At 63.5% G+C, this 23,927-nt stretch carries 20 protein-coding genes and 2 pseudogenes; 18 read left to right on the plus strand and 4 right to left on the minus strand.

Going from position 1 to position 23,927, the window contains the following annotated elements; translation table 11 throughout:
* The first annotated feature begins 16 nt into the window (after positions 1-16).
* Positions 17-652: a TetR/AcrR family transcriptional regulator gene (locus tag AWB75_RS17250; RefSeq protein WP_061125305.1), complete on the plus strand. Its 636-nt coding sequence runs from the start codon at positions 17-19 to the stop codon at positions 650-652.
* Between the two features lie 28 nt (positions 653-680).
* On the opposite strand, the gene AWB75_RS17255 is transcribed toward AWB75_RS17250, so the two are convergent.
* Positions 681-1,607 (minus strand): LysR substrate-binding domain-containing protein, encoded by a 927-nt coding sequence (locus AWB75_RS17255; RefSeq protein WP_061125306.1) that lies wholly within the window; start codon positions 1,605-1,607, stop codon positions 681-683.
* A gap of 151 nt (positions 1,608-1,758) precedes the next feature.
* Between AWB75_RS17255 and AWB75_RS17260 the strand changes: the two genes are divergently transcribed.
* The 9 genes and pseudogenes from AWB75_RS17260 to AWB75_RS39285 all read left to right on the plus strand — a co-directional run.
* The gene (locus AWB75_RS17260; protein WP_061125307.1) at positions 1,759-2,673 is read left to right on the plus strand and encodes a LysR substrate-binding domain-containing protein; all 915 of its coding nucleotides are present in this window, start codon (positions 1,759-1,761) and stop codon (positions 2,671-2,673) included.
* A gap of 190 nt (positions 2,674-2,863) precedes the next feature.
* A complete protein-coding gene (locus AWB75_RS17265) occupies positions 2,864-4,159 on the plus strand; it encodes a dicarboxylate/amino acid:cation symporter (protein ID WP_061125308.1) in 1,296 nt (431 codons plus the stop codon).
* Positions 4,156-5,637: a cysteate racemase gene (gene cuyB, locus AWB75_RS17270; protein WP_061125309.1), complete on the plus strand. Its 1,482-nt coding sequence runs from the start codon at positions 4,156-4,158 to the stop codon at positions 5,635-5,637. The genes AWB75_RS17265 and cuyB overlap by 4 nt, the downstream gene beginning before the upstream one ends.
* Before the next feature lie 15 nt (positions 5,638-5,652).
* Positions 5,653-7,077 carry an aspartate ammonia-lyase gene (aspA, locus tag AWB75_RS17275; RefSeq protein WP_061125310.1) on the plus strand — a complete coding sequence of 475 codons (1,425 nt, stop codon included), beginning with the start codon at positions 5,653-5,655 and terminating at the stop codon, positions 7,075-7,077.
* A gap of 31 nt (positions 7,078-7,108) precedes the next feature.
* Positions 7,109-8,215, plus strand: a complete 1,107-nt coding sequence (locus AWB75_RS17280; protein ID WP_061125311.1) for an asparaginase — start codon at positions 7,109-7,111, stop codon at positions 8,213-8,215.
* A 34-nt stretch (positions 8,216-8,249) separates the two neighbouring features.
* Positions 8,250-8,639 (plus strand): hypothetical protein, encoded by a 390-nt coding sequence (locus AWB75_RS17285; protein WP_235012139.1) that lies wholly within the window; start codon positions 8,250-8,252, stop codon positions 8,637-8,639.
* A gap of 265 nt (positions 8,640-8,904) precedes the next feature.
* Positions 8,905-10,158, plus strand: a complete 1,254-nt coding sequence (locus AWB75_RS17290) for an MFS transporter (RefSeq protein WP_061125361.1) — start codon at positions 8,905-8,907, stop codon at positions 10,156-10,158.
* A 68-nt stretch (positions 10,159-10,226) separates the two neighbouring features.
* Positions 10,227-11,156: a LysR family transcriptional regulator gene (locus tag AWB75_RS17295; RefSeq protein WP_061125312.1), complete on the plus strand. Its 930-nt coding sequence runs from the start codon at positions 10,227-10,229 to the stop codon at positions 11,154-11,156.
* A gap of 51 nt (positions 11,157-11,207) precedes the next feature.
* A pseudogene (locus AWB75_RS39285) lies at positions 11,208-11,381 on the plus strand (acetamidase/formamidase family protein); the annotation flags it as partial.
* Between the two features lie 34 nt (positions 11,382-11,415).
* On the opposite strand, the gene AWB75_RS17305 reads toward AWB75_RS39285, so the two are convergent.
* Positions 11,416-12,276 (minus strand): ATP-grasp fold amidoligase family protein, encoded by an 861-nt coding sequence (locus AWB75_RS17305; RefSeq protein ID WP_061125314.1) that lies wholly within the window; start codon positions 12,274-12,276, stop codon positions 11,416-11,418.
* 558 nt (positions 12,277-12,834) lie between these two features.
* Here AWB75_RS17305 and AWB75_RS17310 point away from each other — a divergent pair.
* Positions 12,835-14,073, plus strand: a complete 1,239-nt coding sequence (locus AWB75_RS17310) for a hypothetical protein (protein WP_200822993.1) — start codon at positions 12,835-12,837, stop codon at positions 14,071-14,073.
* A gap of 166 nt (positions 14,074-14,239) precedes the next feature.
* Positions 14,240-14,899: a hypothetical protein gene (locus AWB75_RS17315; protein ID WP_061125315.1), complete on the plus strand. Its 660-nt coding sequence runs from the start codon at positions 14,240-14,242 to the stop codon at positions 14,897-14,899.
* A gap of 431 nt (positions 14,900-15,330) precedes the next feature.
* Here AWB75_RS17315 and AWB75_RS17325 read toward each other — a convergent pair whose 3' ends face one another.
* Positions 15,331-16,101 carry a DUF3047 domain-containing protein gene (locus AWB75_RS17325; protein ID WP_061125317.1) on the minus strand — a complete coding sequence of 257 codons (771 nt, stop codon included), beginning with the start codon at positions 16,099-16,101 and terminating at the stop codon, positions 15,331-15,333.
* Positions 16,102-16,275: 174 nt separating this feature from the next.
* Between AWB75_RS17325 and AWB75_RS17330 the strand changes: the two genes are divergently transcribed.
* From AWB75_RS17330 to AWB75_RS17355, 6 genes and pseudogenes are all read left to right on the plus strand, one after another.
* A complete protein-coding gene (locus tag AWB75_RS17330; RefSeq protein ID WP_061125318.1) occupies positions 16,276-17,037 on the plus strand; it encodes an enoyl-CoA hydratase/isomerase family protein in 762 nt (253 codons plus the stop codon).
* A gap of 65 nt (positions 17,038-17,102) precedes the next feature.
* Positions 17,103-18,164, plus strand: a complete 1,062-nt coding sequence (locus AWB75_RS17335) for an ABC transporter substrate-binding protein (RefSeq protein WP_061125319.1) — start codon at positions 17,103-17,105, stop codon at positions 18,162-18,164.
* Between the two features lie 10 nt (positions 18,165-18,174).
* On the plus strand, positions 18,175-19,242 hold the full coding sequence (locus AWB75_RS17340; RefSeq protein WP_061125320.1) for an ABC transporter ATP-binding protein: 1,068 nt from the start codon (positions 18,175-18,177) through the stop codon (positions 19,240-19,242).
* 9 nt (positions 19,243-19,251) lie between these two features.
* Positions 19,252-21,021 (plus strand): annotated as a pseudogene (locus tag AWB75_RS17345) (ABC transporter permease subunit).
* A gap of 26 nt (positions 21,022-21,047) precedes the next feature.
* Positions 21,048-22,592, plus strand: coding sequence for an AMP-binding protein (locus tag AWB75_RS17350; protein WP_061125321.1), 1,545 nt, complete (start codon positions 21,048-21,050; stop codon positions 22,590-22,592).
* Positions 22,593-22,629: 37 nt separating this feature from the next.
* Positions 22,630-23,472, plus strand: coding sequence for an IclR family transcriptional regulator (locus AWB75_RS17355; RefSeq protein ID WP_061125322.1), 843 nt, complete (start codon positions 22,630-22,632; stop codon positions 23,470-23,472).
* A gap of 55 nt (positions 23,473-23,527) precedes the next feature.
* On the opposite strand, the gene AWB75_RS17360 is transcribed toward AWB75_RS17355, so the two are convergent.
* On the minus strand, positions 23,528-23,863 hold the full coding sequence (locus tag AWB75_RS17360) for a superinfection immunity protein (protein WP_235012140.1): 336 nt from the start codon (positions 23,861-23,863) through the stop codon (positions 23,528-23,530).
* Positions 23,864-23,927 lie beyond the last annotated feature (64 nt).

Raw genomic sequence — 23,927 nt, forward strand, 5'->3', positions numbered from 1 at the left:
CATTGGTAGCCGCGAAATGAGCGAACAACGAGCAAAACGTGATCCGGAAGGCACGAGACGGCGCATTCTCGAAGCCGCCACCGAGCAATTCACGAGATTCGGCCTCGCAGGCGCACGGGTCGACGCCATCGCCACGGCGGCGGGCACGAACGAGCGCATGCTCTACTACTACTTCGCGAGCAAGGAAGGCCTGTACGTCGCGGTGCTCGAAGCCATGTACGTGCATTTCGCGGAGCGGGAGGCAAGCCTCGACCTGTCCGGCCTGCAACCGGCCGAAGCGATCCGCGAGCTGGCGAAGTCCATCTGGACGCATCTGCGGGAAAATCCCCAATGGTTGAGCCTCGTCAACAACGAAAATCTGCATGAAGGCCGCTATCTGGAGCGCTCGAGCGGCTTGCGCGAGACGATCTCGCCCGTGGTCGACCTGGTGCGCGTCACCCTCGAGCGCGGCGCGGCGGCCGGGCAGTTTCGCCAGGGCGTCGATCCGCTGGATTTCTACGTGACGGTGGTCGGCATGGGGTATTACATCGTGTCGAACCGCTTCACCATCGACGCGTTCACGGGCCGGAACTACGCCGAATCCGCCCATCACGAGTCGATTGCCGCCATGCACCTGGACATGCTGCTCGGGTATCTGCGACCGGCCTCCTGAACGGGACTGAACCGGCCGCGCGCGGTCATTACCCGCGCGCGGCCACTTCGCCTTTGAGCTCATGCGCGATGAAGTCGACGAACGCGCGAATCCGGTTGGACATCTGATGCCGCTGCGACCAGACGGCGAAGATATCGGCGTTCGGCGTTTCGTGGTCGGGCAGCACGCGAACGAGTGAACCGTCCGCCAGATAGTGCTCGATGTCCCATTCGGCGCGCATCAGGATGCCGTGGCCTTCGAGCGCCCACTTGACCGCGATCTCGCCGTCGTTCGTCGTCAGCGTGCCGTTGATCCGCACCGCCTCCGTCTTGCGCGACGTCCCGCGCCCCGATGTCAGGCGCCATACGCCATACGCTTCATCGCCCTGACGAATGCCGATGCAGTTGTGACGCGTGAGATCGTGCGCCGTGAGCGGCATGCCGCGCGCCGCGATATAGGAAGGCGCCGCGCACAGCAGCCGCCGGTTTCCGGCAAGCCGCCGCGCGACCACGCGCGTATCCGGCGGCTCGCCGAAGCGGATGCAGACATCGAAGGCATCGTCGGTGAGGGGCGGCGGGGTGACCGACAACTGCAATTGCACCGACACCTGCGGATACTTCGCGACGAACCTCGATATCGCCGGCGCCACATGACTGCGCCCGAAGCCGAGCGTCGCGTTCACGCGCAGCAGTCCTTTCGGGCTGCGCTTCGCGGACCCGAGCAGCTCCGACAATTCATCGATTTCGTCGAGAATGCGGCGCGCATGTTCGAGGTATAGCTCGCCTTCCGGCGTGAGCATCATCCGCCGCGTCGTGCGGTTGACGAGCGCGACGCCCGCGCGCGTCTCCATCTGCGACAGGCGCTTGCTGACGGCCGCCGCCGTGAGGCCCAGCTCGCGCGCCGCCGCGCTCAGGGAGCCCGCTGCGGACAGCGTCGAAAAGAAGCTCAGATCGGCGGCCTGGACGGTATCGGGCATCGCGGCTATTCGTGAATCCAAGTTGACGATGACGCCAGTTTAGCAGCCGTTTTATCGCCGCAGTGCGAGTAAAAACCGCGCACGGCAAGCGTAGAATTTCGGCTCGCGGCGGCGAGCCCGTTCGTCGCCGGAATCGGGAGATGGCTGGCTCATGGAAATCAAGTGGATCGAAGACTTCATCGCGCTCGCCCGATATCAAAGCTTTTCGCGCGCGGCGGAGTTCCGTAACGTCACGCAGTCGGGCTTCAGCCGGCGCATCCAGTCGCTCGAACAATGGGTCGGCGCCGATCTCGTCGACCGCAGCGGTTTTCCGCCGACGCTCACGCCCGCAGGACGATTGTTCCGCGACGCGGCCGAAGATATCCTCGACAAGCTGTTCGACACGCGCGCCATCATCCGCACCGAGCAGCGGATCGCGGGCACGAGTCTGCAGATCGCGGCGGGCCATACCATCGCGCTCAATTTTTTGCCCGGCTGGCTGCGCACGCTGGAGAAACATATCGGCGAAGTGCGCGCCCGCGTGATTCCGGCGAACGTCCACGACTCGATCCTGAAGCTCGTGAACGGCAATTGCGAGCTGATGTTCGCCTATCATCATCCGCAATTGCCGCTGCATCTCGACCCCGAGAAATACGAATACGTGACCGTGGGCGTCGATACGTTCATGCCGGTCTGCAAGCCCAACCAGCGACTCGCGCCGATCTACCGGCTGCCCGGCACGACGGATCGCCCGATGCCGTTCATCGCCTACATGGAGACGAGTTATTTCGGACGATGCTTCGCCCTCCTGATTGAAAAAACGAAAGCATCGCCCGCGTTGCGCCTGCACTATGAATCCGACATGGCCGAGGTCGTGAAGAAGCTCGTTCTCGAAGGCGAGGGCGTGGCGTGGCTGCCGAAGAGTTCGATCGTCGCCGAACTGGATGCCAGCGAACTCGTCGCCGCCGGGCCCGTCGAATGGCAACTCGCGCTCGAACTGCGCGTGTACCGCGACATCGCCAATCGCAGCGAATTGCTCGACACGCTCTGGCGTCACCTGCGCGCCTCGTCCGCACCCGCAATGTAAGGGATTTTTAAAGGCTATGCGAAAATTGCATAGCCATATGCAGCACTAGCATTCACGTTTTTTCTGCCTTCCCTAAGATTCCGTCCTGACACAAGAAAGCGGCGCATCACGTTACGTCGATGCGCCTGCCAATCCCGAGCGCACACCGGTCGCGACCGACCGTTCGTGCGTCATCCCAGGACGGAGACACATGAAAAATCGACTCACCCTCTATATCCTCGCGGGCATGGTGCTCGGCGTGGCGGTCGGCTATGTCTGCCATCGCACGGCAGTGGACGCCGCGCACGCCAAGGAGATCGCCGGCTACTTTTCCATCGTCACGGATATCTTTCTGCGGCTCGTGAAGATGATCATCGCGCCGCTGGTTTTCGCCACCCTCGTGTCGGGGCTCGCCGGCATGGAAGGCACGAGCGACGTGCGCAGAATCGGCTTGCGCTCGATCGCGTGGTTCGTGTGCGCTTCGCTGTTCTCGCTTGCGCTCGGCCTCGTGCTCGCGAACCTGCTGCAGCCGGGCGCGGGTCTGCATATGACGCAGACGAGTTCCGATGTCGCCACCGGCCTCAACACCGCCGGTCTCAACTTCAAGGACTTCATCACGCACGCGTTTCCGACGAGCCTGCTCGATGCGATGGCGCGCAACGACATTCTCCAGATCCTCGTCTTCTCCGTGCTGTTCGGGATCGTGTTGAGCGTGATCAAGTCGGACCCGCGCGTCGCTCCGTTGATTGCAGGCGTGGAAGGGCTCGTGCCCGCGATGCTGAAGCTGACCGACTACGTGATGCGCCTTGCGCCCATCGGCGTGTTCGGCGCGCTCGCATCGGCGATCACGGTGCACGGACTCGACGTGCTCACCACCTACGGCAAGCTCGTCGCGAGCTTCTATGCGGGGCTGGCGCTCTTGTGGGCCGCGCTGATCCTCGCCGGTTATGCGTTTCTCGGCAAGTCCGTCTGGGCCTTGCTCAAGAAGATTCGCGAACCCGCGATGCTCGCGTTCTCCACCGCCAGCAGCGAAGCGGCGTATCCGCGCCTGACGGAAAAGCTGGAGGAATTCGGCGTCGACAAGAAAGTGGTCGGCTTCACGTTGCCGCTCGGTTACGCATTCAATCTCGATGGCTCGATGATGTATCAGGCGTTCGCGGCGATCTTCATTGCGCAGGCGTTCGGCATCGACATGCCCATCGGCACGCAGATCGTGATGTTGCTCGTGCTCATGGTGAGCAGCAAGGGCATGGCCGGCGTCGCGCGCGGATCGGTGGTGGTGGTCGCGGCCGTCGCGCCGATGTTCCATCTGCCGCCATCGGGCGTCGTGCTGGTGCTCGCCATCGACCAGATTCTCGACATGGGGCGCACGGCGACCAATGTGATCGGCAACAGCATCGCGACGGCGGCCATCGCGAAGTGGGAGACCAGGCGCGCGGCACGGCAGGAGCATCGCGTCGCGATGAGCACGCCTTCCTTCGGCGAACTGGAAGGCGAAACGAAATGAGCGGCATGCACGCCACCGACGCCACGCCCGCGCGCAAGTTCGGCGTAGTGGGCGGGCTCGGACCGCTCGCGAGCGCGGACGTCTTCTTCAAGCTGATCAAGTCGACGCCCGCCACGCGCGACGCCGAGCACTTCGATGCGATCTTCGAGCAGCAGCCGTTTCGCAGCGCGGACGCGGACAGCGAGACGCTGACGCAGCGCAAGCTCTACATCTTCGATCTGATCGGCAGCTTCGAGAAACGCGATGTCACGACAGTCGTGCTGCCCTGCTTTCTGAGCCACACGTTCATCGACGAACTGAAGGCCAATTCGCCGTTGCAGATCGTCGACATGATGGAAGCGGTGCGCAGCCATGTGCGCAGAAAGTTTCCGGCCGTGCGGCGCGTGGGCGTGCTCGCATCGGCGTACACGCGGCGCAAGCAGTTGTTCGAAAAGTATTTCGCCGCGCCCGAGTTCGAAGTGATTCATCCGCGCGAAAGCCACGGCGTCGATCTCGTCACCGAAGCCATCTATGGCGCCGATGGCGTGAAAAGCGGCAATCTGCGCGGACGTCCGGTCGAGTTGTTGCGCGAAGCGTGCGAGGACCTCGTTGCGCAAGGCGCCAACCTCATCATGCCGGGACTCACGGAGATCGCGCTCGTCGCCGATGAACTGGGTGCAATGCGCGTTCCGCTCGTCGATTCGAATCTCGCTTATGCGCAATACGTGGTCTCCGGCCAGTACCGCTCGCCCGAAACGATCTTCAAGGTCGGCGTGGTGGGCGGCGTCGGCCCGGCGGCCACCGTCGATTTCATTCACAAGATCGTGCGCGCGACGCCCGCGCGACGCGATCAGGACCATATCAAGCTGCTCGTCGAACAGAATCCGCAGATCCCGGATCGCACGGAGAACCTCGTAGGCGACGGCCCCGATCCGACCATATCGCTTTACGCGACCTGCAAGAAGCTGGAGACGGGCGGCGCGGACCTCATCGCGATTCCCTGCAACACGGCGCATGCATTCGTCGAGCGCATCCAGCCGTATCTCGGCGTTCCCATCGTGAACATGCTGACGACGACGGTGCGCTATCTGCGCGAGTCGTTTCCGTCGCTGCGTGACGTGGGCGTGCTCGCGACGTCCGGCACCATCGCAAGCGGCGTCTATGAGAGGGCGCTCGCATCGCAAGGCTTGCGGCAGGTCGTTCCCGGTCCCGCATTGCAGGCGCGCGTGATGCAGGCCATTTATGGCGAGCAAGGCGTGAAAGCCGGATTCACGACCGGGCAATGCCAGGACGATATCGCGGCGGCCATCGACGGGCTTATCGCCGAGGGCGTCGAAGTCGTCATTCTCGGCTGCACGGAACTGCCGCTTTTGCTGCGCGAATCGCATGTCGTCGGCGCGAACGGCGCGCGCGTGAGCATCGTCGATCCGACCGATGTGCTCGCGAAGCAATGCGTCGCGTATGCGATCTCGTCGCCACGCAAATCTGATTTCATCTAGAACCTGAGAGACACCATGCTTGCACCCACCGAACGAATCGAACACGATCTTCTCGGCGATCTCGCCGTGCCCGCGACAGCATACTACGGCGTGCATACGCTGCGCGCGCTCGATAACTTCCCGATCACGGGCATTGCCATTTCCGCGTATCCGAATCTCGTCAACGCATTGGCGAGCGTGAAGGAAGCCGCGGCGCTCGCGAATCACGACCTCGGCCTGTTGAGCGAAGTGAAGATGCAGGCCATCGTGCAGGCATGCAGGCAAGTGCGCTCGGGCACGGCGCACGATCACTTCGTCGTCGATGTCATTCAAGGCGGCGCGGGCACGTCGACGAACATGAACGCGAACGAGGTCATCGCCAATCTCGCGCTCGAACATCTCGGGCATGAGCGCGGCGAATACGCGGTGCTGCATCCGAACGAAGACGTGAATCTCGGCCAGAGCACCAACGATGTTTATCCGACCGCGCTGAAGATCGCCACTTACGCCGGCATCATGCAGCTCGTCGACGCGATGGGCGTGCTGCGCGCGTCGTTCGAACGCAAGGCGCTGGAGTTCGGCAATGATCTGAAGATGGGCCGCACGCAGCTTCAGGACGCCGTGCCGATGACGCTCGGGCAAGAGTTCAGCACGTTCGCCGTGATGCTCGGCGAGGACGAAGAGCGGCTCAAGGAAGCGGCAAAGCTCATCTGCGAAATCAATCTCGGCGCAACCGCGATCGGGACGGGCATCAACACGCATCCGGAATACGCGCAGCTTGCCTGCACGCACTTGAGCGACGTGACCGGCATCGCGCTCACGACATCGCCGAATCTGATTGAAGCGACGCAGGACGTCGGCGCCTTCGTGCAGCTTTCCGGCGTGCTGAAGCGCGTCGCGGTCAAGCTCTCGAAGACCTGCAACGATCTCCGGCTGCTGTCGAGCGGTCCGCGCGCGGGCCTCGGCGAGATCAATCTGCCGCCGGTGCAGGCGGGGTCGAGCATCATGCCGGGCAAGGTGAATCCGGTGATTCCGGAGGTCGTCAACCAGATCGCGTTCGAAGTCATCGGCAACGACGTGACCGTGACCTTCGCCGCCGAAGCGGGCCAGCTTCAGCTCAATGCGTTCGAGCCGATCATCGCGCATAGCCTTTTCAAAAGCGTCGCGCATCTGCGGGCGGGGTGCCTTACGCTCGCGTCGAAATGCGTCGATGGCATCACCGCGAATCGCGACCGGCTGCGCGCGATCGTCGAGAACTCGATCGGCATCGTGACCGCGCTCAATCCGTACATCGGCTATACGCACTCGACGGAAGTCGCGAAGGAAGCGCTCGCGTCCGGCAAGAGCGTGGCGCAGATCGTCATCGAAAAGGGATTGTTGAGTCAGACGCAACTCGATGAAATCCTTCAGCCCGCGATGCTCACGCAGCCGCGCAAATTCGCGTCCCCATCGGCGGTGTAAGATGCTCTCGTCTTTAGAGGAGAACCAAGTAATGAACATCAACATCAGTTACCGTCTGGCCGCAATGCTCGTTGCGGGACTTGTCGCCAGCGCAGGCGCTTTTGCCGCCGATGCAACATCGCAGCCAGCGAGCGCATCGGCGCCTGCCACGATGCCGCGCATTCTCGTGCTCGCGACGGGCGGCACGATTTCCGGCACGGCCGATCCGCGCTCGGCGATCGGCTACAACTCGGGCAACGTCAAGGGTCAGGAACTCGTGCGCGGCGTGCCGGGCATCGAGAAGCTCGCGAGCATCGACGCCGAGCAGATATCGAATGTCGGCTCGCAGGACATGAACGACAAGATCTGGTTCCAACTCGCGCGGCGCATTCAGGAGGCGTTCGACAAGAACGAGGCGGACGGCATCGTCATCACGCATGGCACCGATACGATCGAGGAAACCGCGTTCTTCCTGCAGAACGTGCTGCGTTCGAACAAGCCGGTGGTGCTGGTCGGCTCGATGCGTCCCGGCGGCACGACGAGCGCCGACGGCCCGAACAACCTGTACGAAGCCGTCGAAGTGGCGGCGAGCGCGCAAGCGCGCGGCCGGGGCGTAATGGTCGTCATGAACGACCAGATTCACGCGCCGCGCTGGATCACCAAGACGAATACCACAGCGGTGCAGGCGTTCGCCTCGCCGAATGCGGGCGTGATCGGTTATGTCGATCCCGCGAGCGTGCGCTTCGTCGCGCAGGTGCCGCAAGCGCCGCGCGAAGTGTTGAGCCTGCCCGCGGACGCACCGTTGCCGCGCGTCGATATCGTGTATGCCCATGCCAATATGGATGGACGTCAGATCGATCACGCGATCGCCGATGGCGCGAAGGGCATCGTCATCGCGGGCGAAGGCGACGGCGATGCGTCGAAGGAAGCGCTCGCCGCGCTCGATCGCGCGGTGAAGAAGGGCATCGTCGTCGTTCGTTCGACGCGCGTGGTCTCCGGCTTCGTGAACCGCAACGTCGAAGTGGATGACGACAAGCGCGGCTTCGTCGTGTCGCTCGATCTGAATCCGCAAAAGGCCCGGGTGCTCACGCAGTTGCTCATCGCGAACGGCGTGACCGATGCGGGCAAGGTCCAGCAGGCGTTTAGCGGAACGTGGTAATACGTGCGCTCATCGCGGCAGCGCTGCTGTCGCGATGTCGATGATCGCGATGGCGTCGCATCCATCCTCAAGTTTTCCTCTTCGCTGCCGTTATGTCGAGCGTGCGCCTATTGGCGCTTCTCTATCAGCCTCGACAAAAAAACCAGCGGCAGGGTCGACGAAAGGCGGCGAGACGACGAGGTTCGCTGTCGGTCAGGACGGCTCGATCCAGGGCTCGGGCGTGACCGGCTACGCTTTTAGCGGAACGACGACGCCCCACGGGGACAAGAATTTTCTCGACGCCACGGTGAAGTTCGGCCCGGCGCCGTGCCTTTATCCGGGCATGACACTCACGGGCGTCGTGTTCTTCACCAGCAACGAGGTTCTCGCCGGACTGACGCTGCCCGATCGCTCGGATGCCTTCGTCGTCGCCGGAACGAAATAACGCAGGCGTGGCCGCGCGTTCGCGCGCGTCCATCCGAACTAATCCCTAGCGCGCGCGCAAAGCCTTGCCGCGCGACCCGCAAACATGCGCCGCGCCTTGTCCGAGGCGGGCGCTCACGCCTGCCGCGCCATTGTTTGCATATCGCGAATGACGCATTCGCCGCTTCTGCCGTTCCTCTCGATCCGCGGCTGAGTCACTCTCAATGCCGTCGGTACTGCCGTGCTGTCGTGCATGGTTGCCGCCGACTCTGACTCAGGAGACGAAGATGAAATCGAACCGGTGGGATACGTCCTACGAATGGAAAGCCGTCACGCTGCTTGCGCTTGGATTCGGCCTGGTTGGCCTCGACCGGTGGCTGATCGCGCCGCTGTTTCCATCGATCATGAAGGACCTGCATCTGACCGCGCAGGATGTCGGCAACTGCATCGGCATACTGGGTCTGTCGTGGGGCGTCTTCGCCGCGCTGATGGGCGGCATCTCCGACAAAATCGGGCGGCGCAAGGTGCTGATTCCCGCGATCATCGCGTTTTCGTTGCTGTCGGGATTCTCGGGCGTCGCGGGCGGCCTCGCGAGCCTGCTCGCCGTGCGTGCGTTGATGGGCGTCGCCGAAGGATCGTTCTGTCCGACGAGTTTCGCCGCGACCGCCGACGCTTCCCATCCGAAGCGGCGCGGCTTCAATCTCGGGCTTCAGCAAAGCGGCTTCGCGCTGTTCGGACTCGCCCTTTCGCCGATCATCGCGACGCAACTGCTCGGCGTCGTGTCCTGGCGCTGGGTGTTCGCGCTCGTATCCATTCCCGGATTGATTCTCGGGCTCGCGATGTACTTCGTGATCCGCGAGCCGAAGGCGATGGCCGAGCCGGCGGCTGCACGCCCCGCGCCGGGCAACTGGCGCGATGTGCTGAAGAGCCGCAACATTCCCGTCGCGATGGTCGCGCTGTTCTGCGCGATGACAGGCGTCTTCGTGCTCGGCGCGATGCTGCCGCTTTACCTCACCGACTATCTTTCGCTGGATACGCAGCGCATGGGCATCGTCGTATCGGCGATCGGCTTCGGCGGTTTCGTCGGGCAATTCGGTCTGCCGGGGCTCTCCGATATCGTCGGCCGGCGGCTTGCGAGCATCGCCGGTTTCGCGGGCACGGCGATCATGCTGTACGTGTTTCGCGGCGTCGGCGCGCAGCCGCTGATTCTGTTCATCGTGCTGTTCGTCGCATCGTTCTTTACGCTGGGCCTCGTCGCGCTGCTCTCGGGACCGGTCGCGACGGAGGCGGCGCCTGTCGGCATGGTATCGACGGCAATCGGCATCGTGGTGGGCGCGGGCGAGATCTTCGGCGGCGGCGTGGCGCCCGCACTTGCCGGTTTCGTCGCAACTAAGTTCGGAATCCAGAATATCATGTGGCTGCCGATCTTCGCGGTGCTGCTCGGTATCGGCGTCAGCCTGTTTCTCGAAGAAACCGCGCCGGCCAAATTGCGACGCAAAGCGCAGGCAATGGCATTGACGGGCGGCGCGCAACCCGAGTGAACATGCGGCGTGCGCGCACGCCGCAAGCGGATACACTTCCATGCTGGACGCGAGCGAAAGGGACCAGCATGGATCGTTTTCTCAGCATCGAGGCCTTCGTGCGGGTGGCGGAAACCAGCAGCTTCGCGGAGGCGGCGCGGCAGCTCGGCGTCACCGGATCGGTGGTCACCAACCGCATCCAGCAGCTCGAACGCTTCCTCAATGCGCCGCTGTTTCATCGCAGCACGCGGCACGTGCGGCTCTCCGATGTCGGCGAGGCCTTCTATCGCGACTGCGCCGAAGTGGTGGGGCGGGTCAACGAACTCACGGACCAGATGCGCGAGCTGCGCGCGACGCCTACCGGCCGCCTTCGCATACAGATGCTGCCGGGCTTCGCGCTGGGCCACTTCGGCGCGTCGCTGGCCGAATTCAACCGGCGCTATCCCGGTATCCAGCTCGACGTGATCGTCAATGACCGCGTCGTCGATCCGATCGAAGAAGGCTTCGACGTCGCGTTTCAAATCTTCCCCGCCATCTCCGATTCGCTGATCGAACGGCGCCTCTTCACCGTGCGGCGGCTGTTTTGCGCCGCGCCCGCGTATGTGCGCGAGCATGGCGCACCGCAGCACCCGCGCGACTTGCTCGCGCACAGAACGGCGCTGTATTCCGGCTATCCGTCGCGCAACCGCTGGACGATGACGCGCGGCGACGAGGCCGTCGAGCTCGAACTGCCCGGCATCATCCGCTCCAATTCCGTTCATCTGCTGCACGACTATGCGCTGACGGGCGGCGGCATCGTTTGTCTGCCGACGCTGGTGGCGAGCACGTCGCTGCTCGATGGCGCGCTCGTGCCGATTCTCGCGGACTACGCGCTGTCGCCCATGAACTTCGCGGCCGTGTATCCGGAGACGCAACGTCAGGGGCTCAAGGTGAAGGCGCTGGTCGAGTTTCTCGCCGGGCAAGTGAGCCCCGAGCCGGCGTGGGACGTGCCGCTCATCGAACGGGGATGGGTGAAGTAGGCTACATCGAGCAACCGATCCCGGCACAGCGACCGAGGCCACATGACGTTTCGCATCGTCGTCGACACGCGCGATGCCTTCGGCGGCAAGCTCACGAGCGAAAGCGACAAGCCGTCGCAAGTGCTCGAGGTGCCGTTTCTCAATCCGCAGAACGGGCCGGTGATGATCGAAGACGCGGAGAAGGGCGATGTGGTCGCCGAAGACGCGACACGTATCGCCTATCGCGAGTTCATCTTGTGGATGGCCGCGTCTTTTGCGCTTACATCAGGCTGCCCCACTCGTAGTCGACCCGGTCCGGCGTCAGAGCAAACATGCCCGCGCCGGGTGTGAAAGTCAGCTCACCGAAGTAGATGACGTCGTTCGAATCGTAGAGATCGACGCGCACGAACTCGAAGTCGCTTGCCAGCTCGCGTGCGGCCCACAGCAGCGTGTCGAGATTCTTCGGGCGCGGGTCCGGGGTCGTGCTGCGCGCGTACTTGCCCATCGAAATGTCGAGAAGATTCCAGTCGGCATCGTAAATGTCGCCGCGCGGACGTTCGCCGAAACGGTCGGAGATGACGAGAATGAAAATCTTGGGATTGCCCGACTCCTTGTTGAAGACATGGAACTTCATGTCGGCCGGGACGATGCCATTCTCGTTGAGAAGAAGCGCTTCGAAGAAAATGCGCCGCTCGATCGGGCGGTAATGACGTTCCCGATACACCCAATAAAAGTCGGTCGATAACCAGCGTTGCGCGAGCGCATGAAGTTCTTCGAACGAAGTCTCTGCCTTGTTTCTTACGAGCTTGACGAATCCGCTTCCGTGAGTGGCTTTCATCACGAAGGAAGATGGAAGCGCGTTGAAAACGTCCTCCGTGAAATCCGATGGCTCGGCGACGAGCGGCACGAGATATTCGCTGCCGATCTTTCTGGCGACGTAATCGCGCACTTTCAGCTTGTCACTCAGATCGACGTAGCGGGGATCGGGGTAAAGACAGCGTTCCAGTATTTTTTCGTTGAACGTCGTGGGATGGCGCAGGTTTGGAAAGCGCCCGATTCTGCGCCGATGATAAATGCTCAGCAACAGGTTGTCGGGCAACCAATCCCTTACGCTGTGAAACAGCGCCTTTGATAAAGTCATTCGCTTGCCTCCAATTCTCGGCTGGAGTGGATCAATTTCATCTTGCTTCAGATGTATTCGGATGTATTCGTTAGACGTGCACGTGCGGGGTCGGTTCGAGGGTTTGGTTCGTCTGTGCACACTTCAAACAGAAAACCTAGATCTCAGCCGAATGATCCATCACGCGTATGTGCGCGACCGCACACACGCGATTACGAAATTAGTGGAACGAAACCCGCGCATTACTTCTACTTGCGACGTTGAAGCATCGACGTTACATTCCCTTTCGCCGGTAATCAATTCGCCGGACTGGTTTCTCTCTTTTCGATGACTCGCTGGACTCCATCGGCGTGCGTCTGACCGAAGGCAATTCGGTCATTTCAACCGTACGTCGCAGCGACAGGCGTCAATACTTGCGTCAATCGTATCGAGATCGTCTCGCGGAGCAAACGTTTTTTGCTCTGGAGCGCATCGCGTTACTTCCGATGCCAGGCGCACTCGATGCAAGCTCGCGTGCCTGCGTCCGCAGTGCTGCCGGCATCACGTTCAGGTTTTCAAACGAAGAGGCGGAGTCGACCCATGCTCACAGAGAAACACACACACATTCGATGGATTAGCGCCGCAGCCTCGGCGGCCGCGCTCGCCTTGCTTGCCGCTTGCGGCGGCGGCGGCGGATCCGGCAATGGTTCGAATACCACTGCGGGAAGTACGCCCGCGTCAGGCGCAACGCCGGCGTCGGCACCCACGCCCGCGTCGCAGACGTCGCCGACGAACACTTCACCGACGCTCGCCGCGGCGACCGCGGTCGTCGACGGCACGACGATCGGCACCCCGCAATGGAGCGATGGCTCGACATCGAGCGGCGGCACCGGCCAGGCGGTGAACGGCCTCAACTGCGCGGTGGCGGGCGCCAAGTACAGCTATGCGCACCTGTCGATCTATCAGGGCGGCAAACAGCTTGCCTTGCCGGCGAACATCGGCACCGTGGCGCCGACGATGGCGCGGCAGACGGGCTGCGTCTATCCGGTCCATACGGTCGATGCATCGGGCAAGGTCCGCATGGATGTGACGTCCGGCGGGTCGTACACGCTCGGTCAATTCTTCGCCGTCTGGGGTCAGCCGCTCAGCACGACGAACGTGGCAGGCCTCACGGGCAACGTCACCGCGTGGGTGAACACGGGCGGCGCGCTTCAGCAATACAGCGGCGATCTGGCGAGCCTCTCGCTGACGCAGCACGGTGAAGTGACGCTCGTCATCGGCACGCCGCCGGCCCAGATCGCGACCTACGCATGGACCGATCCGCCGCCCTTCACGTCGACGGTCAGCACGCTCAGTTTTGGCGGCTTGCTCGGCACCTTGTACTTTCAGGACGGCAGCACGGGGATCGGCAGCACCGGTGCGCCTGTGGATGGCGTAGTCTGCGCGCCAGGCATGGCCGAGACGTTCCACGTGCACTCGCATGTCGCGATCTTCAAGGACGGCCAATGGCTCGCGTTCCCGAAGAACGTCGGCATCACCTCCGGGTGCAACTACGAGCTGCATACGCACGACAACACCGGCATCATTCATATCGAAACACCGAACGTGAAGCCGTTCACGCTCGGCCAGGTCTTCGATATCTGGGGCGTGCCGCTCTCGAGCACGAATGTGGCGGGTGTCACGGGCAACGTCGTGGTCTATATCAACGACAACGGCGATGTGCGCCGCTATACCGGCGATCCGCGCGCCATTCCGCTGACGTCGCTGCGCGATATCACGTTCCAGATCGGCTCGTCGCTGACGACGCTGCCGACCTATTCGTGGTACGAGCCGCAGTAACCTGAAGACGAACGCCGCGGTGCGAGCCGCGGCGTTCGAGCGATGGCGACATCACTCCGCAACGGCAGAGCCGCCGCGTCCCTGGTCTGGGCACGAAATGCGCTAGCAGGCTCCTAACTTCTCATGCTCAATCTGACGCACACTGAAACCTTCCGGTGGAGTGCATATGAACAGTTCTGAACATGCTTTCGAAGAGCAGGATTCTCAGCTGGCGGAGTTTGCGGACACCCAGGATGCAGCCGGTTCGCCGGAAGAACTCGCGGCGATGGTAGCCGAGGCGCTGCGCGTGAAGCGTTGTGTGGTGTCGATACCGCTCGACGAGCGGGTCGCGGAAGTGTGCTCCGGGCATAGCGCGGCATTCGGCGAAGTGCATGTCGGAGAAAAGACGGCCATCGTCGAATACTCGGACACACGCGACAAGATGTTCGCCGTTCTCGCGCTGAACGGAAGGGCGATCGGTGTCGTGCAGGTGTCGGGGCCGCAAGACCGGCGGCGTTTCGATGATCATGATCTGCAATTGCTCCGCATTCTCGGTACATTCGTCACGAAAGCAGTCGAGGCCGACAGACTGCAGAGGCTCGTCGCCTCGCCCTTCACCCGAATGACGCTCAGGCGAGCGTCGGATCAGACGATCGGTGACATCGTTGCTCAATCGGTGCAGAACCCAAGTCAACTTTCGAAGATGCTTGCACGATCCTTCTATCGCGAGATGACGCGCGCGGGTTTCAACTTCAATCAGATCATCGGTGCGGCCACCGAGATCATTTCCGAACTCGCCAGCAACGTGCGCAAGCACAGCGACCGCAAGCAGCGTCGCGAAGGCTAGGCGGGTTTCATTCTCTTGCTCCTGTTCTTACGTTAAAGCGCATCGCCACCGGCGTTTCTACCTGCTGCGATGACATTCGACGAAGCGAGGTTCTGTCCGATCCTCGCAAGCGATGAAGGCAGACACATCTCGGCGATGACGCGTTCCGAAGTCGATTGCATGGCCTGAAGCGAAAGCATCAGATGCGGTGACATGCTCGTGAAAGTCGCGGCGAAGAGGGCGCATTCATCGACTACGTGCGTCCCGTGCATCGGGAAGAGACCGGGCGGTCGCCATCGCGATGATCTGCGCAAGACCCGCATAGCTCCAGGCGAGTCCGCCGACCGGGTGAACGCTTTTCGCCTATGTCACGGTTTCCAAGGTCGACGCTGGTGATCTTCGTGAGCATTTGAACGCGCGTCTGCCCGATTACATGGCGCCATCGGCGCTCGTCACGGCCCGGGCAGCAGCCGGATGTCTCCATACCACGCGCGCGCCGTGGCGCCGGTATTGTCGGTATCGGTCAGGAGACCATAGCCCGTGATGCGTCCGGGCGGTTCGTGAAAGACGCGCTCGTAGTCTTGCGCGATGTTGCGGCGCAGGCTTTGCCATTGACCCGCATCGCCGGGCTGACCGGAGACGACGATCATCTGCACGCGCTTGGTATGCGGATTCGCGATCACGCTGTCCGGCGCGGCCGTAGTCGACCACACGTACATGAGCGTGGCATAGGGCAGATCCTGCCCGCCGATGCGCTTCGCCACTTCCATGCTGGTACGGTCGAAAAGCGACAGCTTGCTTTTGTCGCCGTCGAAGACGAACACCAGCCGCGCCGGCGCATCTTCCTTCGATCCCGTCCGGTTGTCCGCGCCTTCGATTGCTTTCTCCGCTTTCCAGCGCCATGCGACGACGGGCGTCTGAGCCAGGTCGATATCGCCCTCGTGCATCAGAGCGGAGGCCGAGCGGTCAGCGTCGGCTTGCAGGACGGTCGTCTGGCCGTCGCGAACGAGCGTGTATTGCGTCATCGGCTTTCCGCGCACGACCGGAAGGTTCTTCCATCCCGCGGGCAGTGGGGCGCCCGGCTCCAGGTTCGAGAAACTGACGCCCGGCTTTTCGGCGTGGACCAGCGCGGACAGCGGCGACATGAGGAGCGCGAGGCACACGGCCATCGCGGCGCGCCCGGCTTGCCACTTTCGTGTGCGTGCGGTCGAAGGAATACGCATGGCGTGTCGGTTCCGGCTGTTTGGCTAGCTTCATTGTAGTCGGCGGGGCGTGGCGCTTGCCGCTCGAAAAAGACCTTGCATCAACGGCGCCGGCGAGGGCGTAAACCCTATTGCACCAAGTTTTTGATGCGCCTATATTGCTATTCACCATCAACTATTGCTATGCGATAAACTATGAGCGAAGACGTCCTGTTTTCCAGTCACGGCCGCGTCGCGGTCATCACGCTGAATCGTCCCGAGCGTCTGAACGCGTGGACCACGCCGATGCGCGAGAAGATCATCGCGGCGCTGGATCGCTTCAATGCCGACGACGAAGTGGCCGCGATCATCATGACGGGCGCGGGCAACCGCGCGTTCTCGGCGGGGCAGGACCTGTCGGAGGCGCACGATTTCGACGGCGAGCGCGCGGTCGCGTGGGTCAAGGAATGGCAGCGCTACTACGCGGCGCTGCGCAACCTGAAGAAGCCGCTGGTGATGGCGCTCAATGGCACGGCGGCGGGCTCCGCGTTTCAGGTGGCGTTGCTCGGCGATATCCGCGTGGGTCACGCGGGCGTGCGCATGGGCCAGCCGGAAATCAACGCGGGCATCGCCAGCACGACCGGCCCGTGGATCATGAACTCGATGCTGGGCATGTCGCGCACCATCGAACTCACGCTCACCGGCCGGTTGATGGAGGCGGACGAGTGCTATCGCATCGGCTTGCTGCATCACCTCGTCGACGAAGACAAGGTGTTCGAGAAGGCGCTGGAAATCGCCACCGACCTGGCCGGGAAGCCGCCCGTCGCGATGCGTCTGGACAAGCAGCGTTTCCGCGAAATGACGGAGCCGGGATTCGTCGACTGCATCGAAGCGGGCGAGCGCATTCAGCGCGAAGCATACGACTCCGGCGAACCCGCGCGAATGATGGAAGCGTTCTTCAGCAAGCGCGCTAGGTAGAGCGAAGCCCCGTCGAACCCGAGTCGAGCCGTTTCTTTCTGAACCCCATGCGGGAGACCTGAACAATGACGCAAGACTTCAACCCGGCGCGGCGCCGCATTCTGCAAGGCGCGGGCGCGCTCGCGGTGGCCGGCGCGGTGCCTTTCGCGGCGCGCGCGCAAGACAAGCAGATCGTGGTATCCGACCCCGGCGGTCCCTATACGACGGCGTATCGCGAAGCGTTCTACGATCCCTTCGAGAAGGCCACCGGCATCAAGGTGGTGAGCGTCGCGCGCGAATCGCAGCCGGTCGCGCAATTCGCGGCGATGGTGCAGACGAAGAACTATGTGTGGGACGTGACGACGCTCACGCTGTCCGCCGACATCCCGTATCTCGAAGCGAAAGGCCTGCTCGAACCGATCGGCCTGAAGGCGAGCGATTATCCGGAGATCATGCCGGAGGCGATCACGCCGAACTGGCTCGGCGTCGATGTGTATTCGACGGTGCTCGCGTATCGCGCTGACAAGTTCAAGGACAACGGGCCGAAATCGTGGGCGGACTTCTGGGACGTGAAGAAATTTCCTGGCCGCCGCTGCCTGCGCCGCAGTCCGCTCGACACGCTCGAACAGGCGCTGCTCGCCGACGGCGTGCCGCTCGACAAGCTCTATCCGCTCGACGTGGATCGCGCGTTCAAGAGCCTCGACAGGATCAAGCCGCACATCAATATCTGGTGGACCTCCGGCGCGCAGGCGATGCAGGCGATCCAGAGCGGCGACGTCGACATGATCTCGGCTTGGAATGGCCGGGCGCAGGCCGCCAGGGACGGCGGCGCGCCAGTGAACATCGTGTGGAATCAGGGCCTGTATTCGATCGAAGGCTGGGGCATTCCGAAAGGCACGCCGCGCGCGGATGCCGCGAAGCAGTTCGTGCGCTTCTGCGCCGATGCGAAGCGCCAGGCGCTGCTCACGCGCACGCTTGCCTACGGCCCGACCAACAAGAAGGCGTTCGAGACCATCAGCAAGGAACGCGCGACGCTCCTTCCTACGGCGCCCGACAACATCCGGGACATGAAGCTGCCGAGTCCGCAATGGTGGGAACAGAACCGTCAGAAGGTCACCGAGCGGTTCAACTCGTGGATCATTTCCTGAGGACGGCAAGATGAGCTCGAAACTCGAGGCGATCGGCATTGCGAAGCGCTACGGCGATTCAGTCGCGCTGGAATCGACGGATCTCGCCGTGCAGGCGGGCGAATTCCTGACGCTGCTCGGTCCCTCGGGTTCGGGCAAGACCACGCTGTTGCAGATGATCTCGGGGCTCGTCGCGCCGAGCGCGGGGCGCATCGAGATCGACGGGCGCGACGTCACGCATGTCGAGCCGGGCAAGCGCGGCGTCGGCATGGTGTTTCAGAGCTACGCGCTCTTCCCGCACATGAGCGTGTGGGACAACGTCGCATACGGCTTGCGCATGCGCCGCAAATCGCGTGATGCCGTGCGCGCGGCCGTCGACGACGCGCTCGCGATGGTGCGCATGACCGAATATGCGAAGCGCTTCCCGAAGGAGCTCTCGGGCGGCCAGCAGCAGCGCATCGCGCTGGCGCGCTGTTTCGCGTACCGGCCGTCGGTGATCCTGCTCGACGAGCCGCTCGGCGCGCTCGACAAGAAACTGCGCGAGCACATGCAGTCCGAGATCCGGCGTCTGCACAAGGAGCTGGGCGCGACCTTCGTCTATGTGACGCACGATCAGGACGAGGCCCTCACGCTCTCCGACCGCATCTGCCTGATGAATCAGGCGCGCATCGAGCAGGTCGGTACGCCGGCCGACCTGTACGACCGCCCCGCCACGCGCTTCGCGGCGGGTTTCATCGGCCATTCGAATCTGCTGGAAGGCGCCCTCGACGAGACGCGCGGCGCGGGCGGCGAGCCGATTCTGCTGGCGGCGGGCGGACGTATTCCCTTGCCGATGAACGCGGGCGCATCGGCCGCGTCCACCGCGCGCCATACGCTGCTGTTGCGTCCCGAGGCGCCCCGTCTCGTCGAGCCGCAGGGCGGTTTCGTCGACGGCACGATTGCGGATGTCGTCTTCTTCGGCAGCGACACGCGCGTGCAGCTGTCGATGAGCGACGGCAGCGAGCTCACCGTGCGCTGCGAGCGCAGCCTCAGCCCGCGTATCGGCGACAGAGTCGGTCTCGTGTGGGACCCGTATCGCACGACCCTGTTGCACGCCTGAGGAAACGTCATGACCATTGCCCTACACGCGCATCGCGAGAAGGATGCCCCGCGCCGCGCATGGTCCGTGCGGCTGGCGCGCTGCGCGCGCTTTCTGCCGGCCGTGCCGACGCTGCTGTTCCTGCTGGTGTTCTTCATCGTGCCGGTCGGCGAGATCCTGCAAGGCGGTCTGGTAAGCGCCGACGGGCAGATCGGCCTCGCGCAGTTCGAGCGCATCGCGCGCACGCCGGTCTACGCCAAGGTGCTGTGGATCACGTTCGCGATTTCGTTCATGACGGCGGCGCTCTCGATCCTGCTCGGCTATCCGGTCGCGTACATGCTGAGCCGTCTCCCGGAACGCGTGCGCGAACGCTGGCTGCTGTGGATCATGCTGCCGTTCTGGACCAGCTATCTCGTGAAGACCTACGCGTGGATGCTGCTGCTCTCGAAGACCGGCGTGCTCTCGACCATCGCGCTGTCGCTGGGTCTCGTGCACGAGACGACGGGCACGATCCCGTCGCTGACCGGCGTGCTCATCGGCATGGTTCATTCGATGCTGCCGCTCGCCGTGATGACCATGCTTCCCGTGATGCGCGGCATCGACGATCGCCTCGCGCAAGCCGCCGAAACGCTGGGCGCGCAACGCAGCATGAGCTTCTTCACGGTGTTTCTGCCGCTCTCGTCGCCGGGCGTGGCTGCTCGTGTTCATCTCGAGTCTCGGCTTCTTCATCGTGCCCGCGCTGCTCGGCTCGCCGAAGGAAACGATGATTGCGCAGCTCGTCATCTCCTCGGTGCTCGAACTGTTCGACATGCGTTTCGCAGGCGCCTTGTCGACGGTGCTGCTCGTCTGCTCGATCGTCATCTTCTTCGTGTACGACCGTATGGTCGGCCTCACGTCGCTCACGGGCGAAACGACGGAGCGTTCGCGCGGCTCGCGTGCGGCCGGTTTCAAGCTGGCGCTTCTGTTGACGGCGGGCCACGTATTCGCGCCCTTCATGCTGCGGCGCAGGACGCACGCCGAACCGTCCGCGCGCGCCGCGAGCCCGCTCGGGCTGTACACATGCGTGATCATGGCGGTGCTGGTCGCGCCGGTGCTGTCGGTCATCCCGTACGCGTTCACGAAGAGCGACTACATCGCGTTCCCGCCGAAGCCCTTCAGCATGAAATGGTTCGGCACCTTCATGGATTCGCCGGTGTGGCACAGCGCGGTCATCCGCTCCTTCGAGGTCGGTCTCGGCACGGCGCTGCTGTCGCTGCTGCTGGGCTTCGGCGCGACGCTCGCGATGACGCGTATGCCGCGCCGCGCAAGCAAGCCGTTGTTCGCGCTGCTGGTCGCGCCGCTGATCGTGCCGCGCATCGTCGTCGCGGTCGGGCTGTTGTATCTGTTCGGGCGCTTCGGGCTCACGGGCACAATCTGGGCCTCGTCATCGGTCATACGGTGCTCGCGATTCCCTATGTGGTCGTGACGCTCGCCGCGGGCTTCCAGCGTTTCGACTGGCGTCTGGACGATGCCGCGCGCGTCATGGGCGCTTCTCCGCTCAGGCGCATCACCTCGGTCGTGCTGCCGCTCCTGATGGCGAGCGTGACCGCTGCGTTCCTGTTTGCGTTCCTCGTGTCGTTCGACGATCTGACCATCGCGATCTTCGTGAGCGGCGGCATCAACTCGACGCTGCCCAAACAGATGTGGGACGACATTCAGCTCGCGATCACGCCGACGCTCGCCGCGGTCTCGACCACGCTCGTCATCCTCATCGCGCTCGTCGTCGCGATTTCTTCCTGGCTCAAGCGCCGCGCGCGCTGAGTCACGGGCTTTCAACCGGTTCGGACATGCATCGTTACTCAGACTATTTCGCTCATCGTCACGCAGAGGACGAACTGGATTGCGTGCCGCTGCTCGCGGCGGGCCTGCGCATGGCGCCCGCGCGCACCGTCGTGCATTTCGACGATCACGCGATCACCTGCGAGGACGCCGCGCGGCACATCGCGCAGTTGCAGCGCTGGTTCGCCGATGTCGGACTCGTGCAGGGCGACCGCGTCGCCGTGATGCTCGGCAACAGCCCCGAGCATATCCACCTGATCTACGCGCTCGTGTTGAGCGGGCTCGTCTGGGTGCCGGTCAACACGAAGCTGCGCGCGGCTGGCCTCGAATATCTGCTGCAACATGCGGAGCCGAAGCTCTTCGTGATCGACGGCGACTTCGACGCCGTGACCGCATCGATCGATTGCGGCGCATCGCGCCGCGTGCGTCTGCCCGCCTTCGACGCGAGCGAGACGAACGCGCGCTTCACGACGCCCGACATCGGCGTGCACGATCCGCTGTGCATCATTTACACGTCGGGCACGACGGGCGCGCCGAAGGGCGTCGTCTTCACGCACCGCATGATGCGCATCGCGAGTGAAGCGGCGCTGAAGGTCGCCGATGCGCGCGCGGGCGATCGTCTTTTCCTGTGGGAGCCGTTATGCCATATCGGCGGGGCGCAGATGCTGCTGCTGCCGTTTCTCGAGGCCGTCACGCTGTGCGCGGTGCCGCGATTCTCGGCATCGCATTTCTGGGCGCAGATCGAACGCGCCGGCGCGACGCAGTTGCACTATCTCGGCGGCGTGCTCGACATCCTCATGCAGTTGCCCGAAGACGCGCAGCCAACCTCGCATACGTTGCGCGTCGCGTGGGGCGCGGGTGTCAGCGCGCCGGCGTGGGAACGGATTCAGGACCGCCTCGGGGTGCGCCTGCGCGAGTGCTACGGCATGACCGAATGCTCGAGTTTCGCGACGATGAACGCCACCGGCAAGCCGGGTTCGATCGGCCGGGCGCTGCCGTGGATCGGCGTCGAATTGCTTGACGCGGACGGCCAGCCCGCGAAGGAAGGCGAAGATGGCGAAATCGTGTTGACAAGCAAGGTGGACGGCACCTTTCTGCCGGCGTATCTGAAGAACCCCGACGCGACCCGGGCCGCGCTGCGCAACGGCAAGCTGCACACGGGCGACCGCGCGCGCCGCGACGCCGACGGCGATCTGTACTTCATCGGCAGGCAGACGGACAGCATGCGCGTGCGCGGGGAGAACGTGTCCGCATGGGAAATCGAGCGCATTTTCGCGGCGCATCCGGCGATTCGCGCGAGCGCGGCGATCGGCGTGACCTCCGCGATCGGCGAACAGGACATTCTGCTCAACGTCCAGTTCAAGGACGAGCCGGTCGACTGGGACGCGATGCACGCCTGGGCGCGCGAGCGTCTCGCGAGCTTTCAGTTGCCGCGCTACTACCGCGCGGTGGAGACATTCGAACTGACGGCGAGCGAGCGCATCAAGAAGCATCTGTTGCCGCGCAACATCGAGGGCGCATGGGACCGGCTGGGGAAAGTGCAGGCGCAGTGAGATAATTTGCGGTTGGAACCGAACGACAACAAGACCGATGAACGACGAGCCCAAAGCCCCGCGCAAGCGCAAGACTCCCGCGGCGAAGCCGCAAGGCGAGACGGCGGACCCGAGCGCGTCGTCGCTTTACGTGCAGTCGGTCGAGAAGGCCATGAAAGTGCTCACCGCCTTCGACGGCAGCAAGCGTCAGTTGTCGCTCTCGGAGATTTCGTCGATCACCGGCTTCGACCTGAGCGCGACGCAGCGCTTCACGTACACGCTGTCCGCGCTGGGCTATCTCTTCAAAGATCCGGACAGCCGCAAATACGAGCTGTCGCCGCGTCTTCTGGACTTCACTTACCACTACCTCACGTCGAACGAGCTTGTAAGCCGTGCGACGCCGTATCTTCAGCAACTCGGTTCGGAGACGGAAGAAGCGACCAATCTCACCGTGCTCGACGATACCCACATCGTGTTCGTGCTGCGCATCGTGAGCCGCAACGTGTTCAACGCCCATGTGATCACCGGCTCGCGTCTGCCCGCCTATTGCACGGCGCCCGGCCTTGCGATCCTCGCGACGCTCGCGGACGGCGAAATCGACGACATTCTCTCGCGCACGAATCTCGTGCCCTACACGGCGTCGACCGTGTATCAGCCGCGCAAGATCAGGGAACGCATCGCACAGATCCGCAAGCAGGGCTACGCGCATACGGAAGACGAATACTTCGTCAGCGACATTTCGACGGCCGCGGCCATCACGAACGTGAGCGGACGCGCGATGGGCGCGGTGAACATCGCGGTGGCGCGCTCGCGCTGGCAGCCGGATCGCGATGAAAAACGCTTCGCCGATCTCGTGATCTCGACGGCATCGGCCATTTCGACGCGGCGGCGCGTCGAGTAGGCGTCGCACCGGGATTCACTCGAACGCTCTCGCGCGGCGGCATTCATACGACGACTCATTCGTCGCGATGACTCCGCTCGGCTCCACGTTCTGTTTCGCGTCTGGCCAGGTTTCCGCGGTGAGACGTCGAGCGCGACACGATTGCGTCGATGGTATGCCGTGCCGACGCCTGTCGATTGCGCCTTGCGATGCGTGCTAGCTGTCTGGCGCTCTCGGGATGGAATGCCCAGTACAACGCGGCGAACCAGCCGATGATGGTCCAGCCGAGCAGGACGTTGAACAAGGCGAGCACCAGCACGGAGCGTCGTTTCGACCGGTCCGCCAGTATCGCTGGCAGCAGATAGACGATGGTCACCGCGATAGCCAGCAGGATCTCGTCGACGACGCGCAAGATGTTCGCTCCCGTGGAATCGTCGCACGCTTGGGCGCGCCCTTCGAGTATAGCTATCCGATCA

Source organism: Caballeronia catudaia (assembly GCF_001544755.2).
Classification (GTDB): domain Bacteria; phylum Pseudomonadota; class Gammaproteobacteria; order Burkholderiales; family Burkholderiaceae; genus Caballeronia; species Caballeronia catudaia.

What these genes read in the sequence shown, in the direction of transcription:
- AWB75_RS17250 (WP_061125305.1), top strand. Translation starts at nt 17, where the DNA reads ATGAGCGAACAACGAGCAAAACGTGATCCGGAAGGCACGAGACGGCGC.
- AWB75_RS17255 (WP_061125306.1), bottom strand. Translation starts at nt 1,607, where the DNA reads ATGCCCGATACCGTCCAGGCCGCCGATCTGAGCTTCTTTTCGACGCTG.
- AWB75_RS17260 (WP_061125307.1), top strand. Translation starts at nt 1,759, where the DNA reads ATGGAAATCAAGTGGATCGAAGACTTCATCGCGCTCGCCCGATATCAA.
- AWB75_RS17265 (WP_061125308.1), top strand. Translation starts at nt 2,864, where the DNA reads ATGAAAAATCGACTCACCCTCTATATCCTCGCGGGCATGGTGCTCGGC.
- cuyB (WP_061125309.1), top strand. Translation starts at nt 4,156, where the DNA reads ATGAGCGGCATGCACGCCACCGACGCCACGCCCGCGCGCAAGTTCGGC.
- aspA (WP_061125310.1), top strand. Translation starts at nt 5,653, where the DNA reads ATGCTTGCACCCACCGAACGAATCGAACACGATCTTCTCGGCGATCTC.
- AWB75_RS17280 (WP_061125311.1), top strand. Translation starts at nt 7,109, where the DNA reads ATGAACATCAACATCAGTTACCGTCTGGCCGCAATGCTCGTTGCGGGA.
- AWB75_RS17285 (WP_235012139.1), top strand. Translation starts at nt 8,250, where the DNA reads ATGTCGATGATCGCGATGGCGTCGCATCCATCCTCAAGTTTTCCTCTT.
- AWB75_RS17290 (WP_061125361.1), top strand. Translation starts at nt 8,905, where the DNA reads ATGAAATCGAACCGGTGGGATACGTCCTACGAATGGAAAGCCGTCACG.
- AWB75_RS17295 (WP_061125312.1), top strand. Translation starts at nt 10,227, where the DNA reads ATGGATCGTTTTCTCAGCATCGAGGCCTTCGTGCGGGTGGCGGAAACC.
- AWB75_RS17305 (WP_061125314.1), bottom strand. Translation starts at nt 12,276, where the DNA reads ATGACTTTATCAAAGGCGCTGTTTCACAGCGTAAGGGATTGGTTGCCC.
- AWB75_RS17310 (WP_200822993.1), top strand. Translation starts at nt 12,835, where the DNA reads ATGCTCACAGAGAAACACACACACATTCGATGGATTAGCGCCGCAGCC.
- AWB75_RS17315 (WP_061125315.1), top strand. Translation starts at nt 14,240, where the DNA reads ATGAACAGTTCTGAACATGCTTTCGAAGAGCAGGATTCTCAGCTGGCG.
- AWB75_RS17325 (WP_061125317.1), bottom strand. Translation starts at nt 16,101, where the DNA reads ATGCGTATTCCTTCGACCGCACGCACACGAAAGTGGCAAGCCGGGCGC.
- AWB75_RS17330 (WP_061125318.1), top strand. Translation starts at nt 16,276, where the DNA reads ATGAGCGAAGACGTCCTGTTTTCCAGTCACGGCCGCGTCGCGGTCATC.
- AWB75_RS17335 (WP_061125319.1), top strand. Translation starts at nt 17,103, where the DNA reads ATGACGCAAGACTTCAACCCGGCGCGGCGCCGCATTCTGCAAGGCGCG.
- AWB75_RS17340 (WP_061125320.1), top strand. Translation starts at nt 18,175, where the DNA reads ATGAGCTCGAAACTCGAGGCGATCGGCATTGCGAAGCGCTACGGCGAT.
- AWB75_RS17350 (WP_061125321.1), top strand. Translation starts at nt 21,048, where the DNA reads ATGCATCGTTACTCAGACTATTTCGCTCATCGTCACGCAGAGGACGAA.
- AWB75_RS17355 (WP_061125322.1), top strand. Translation starts at nt 22,630, where the DNA reads ATGAACGACGAGCCCAAAGCCCCGCGCAAGCGCAAGACTCCCGCGGCG.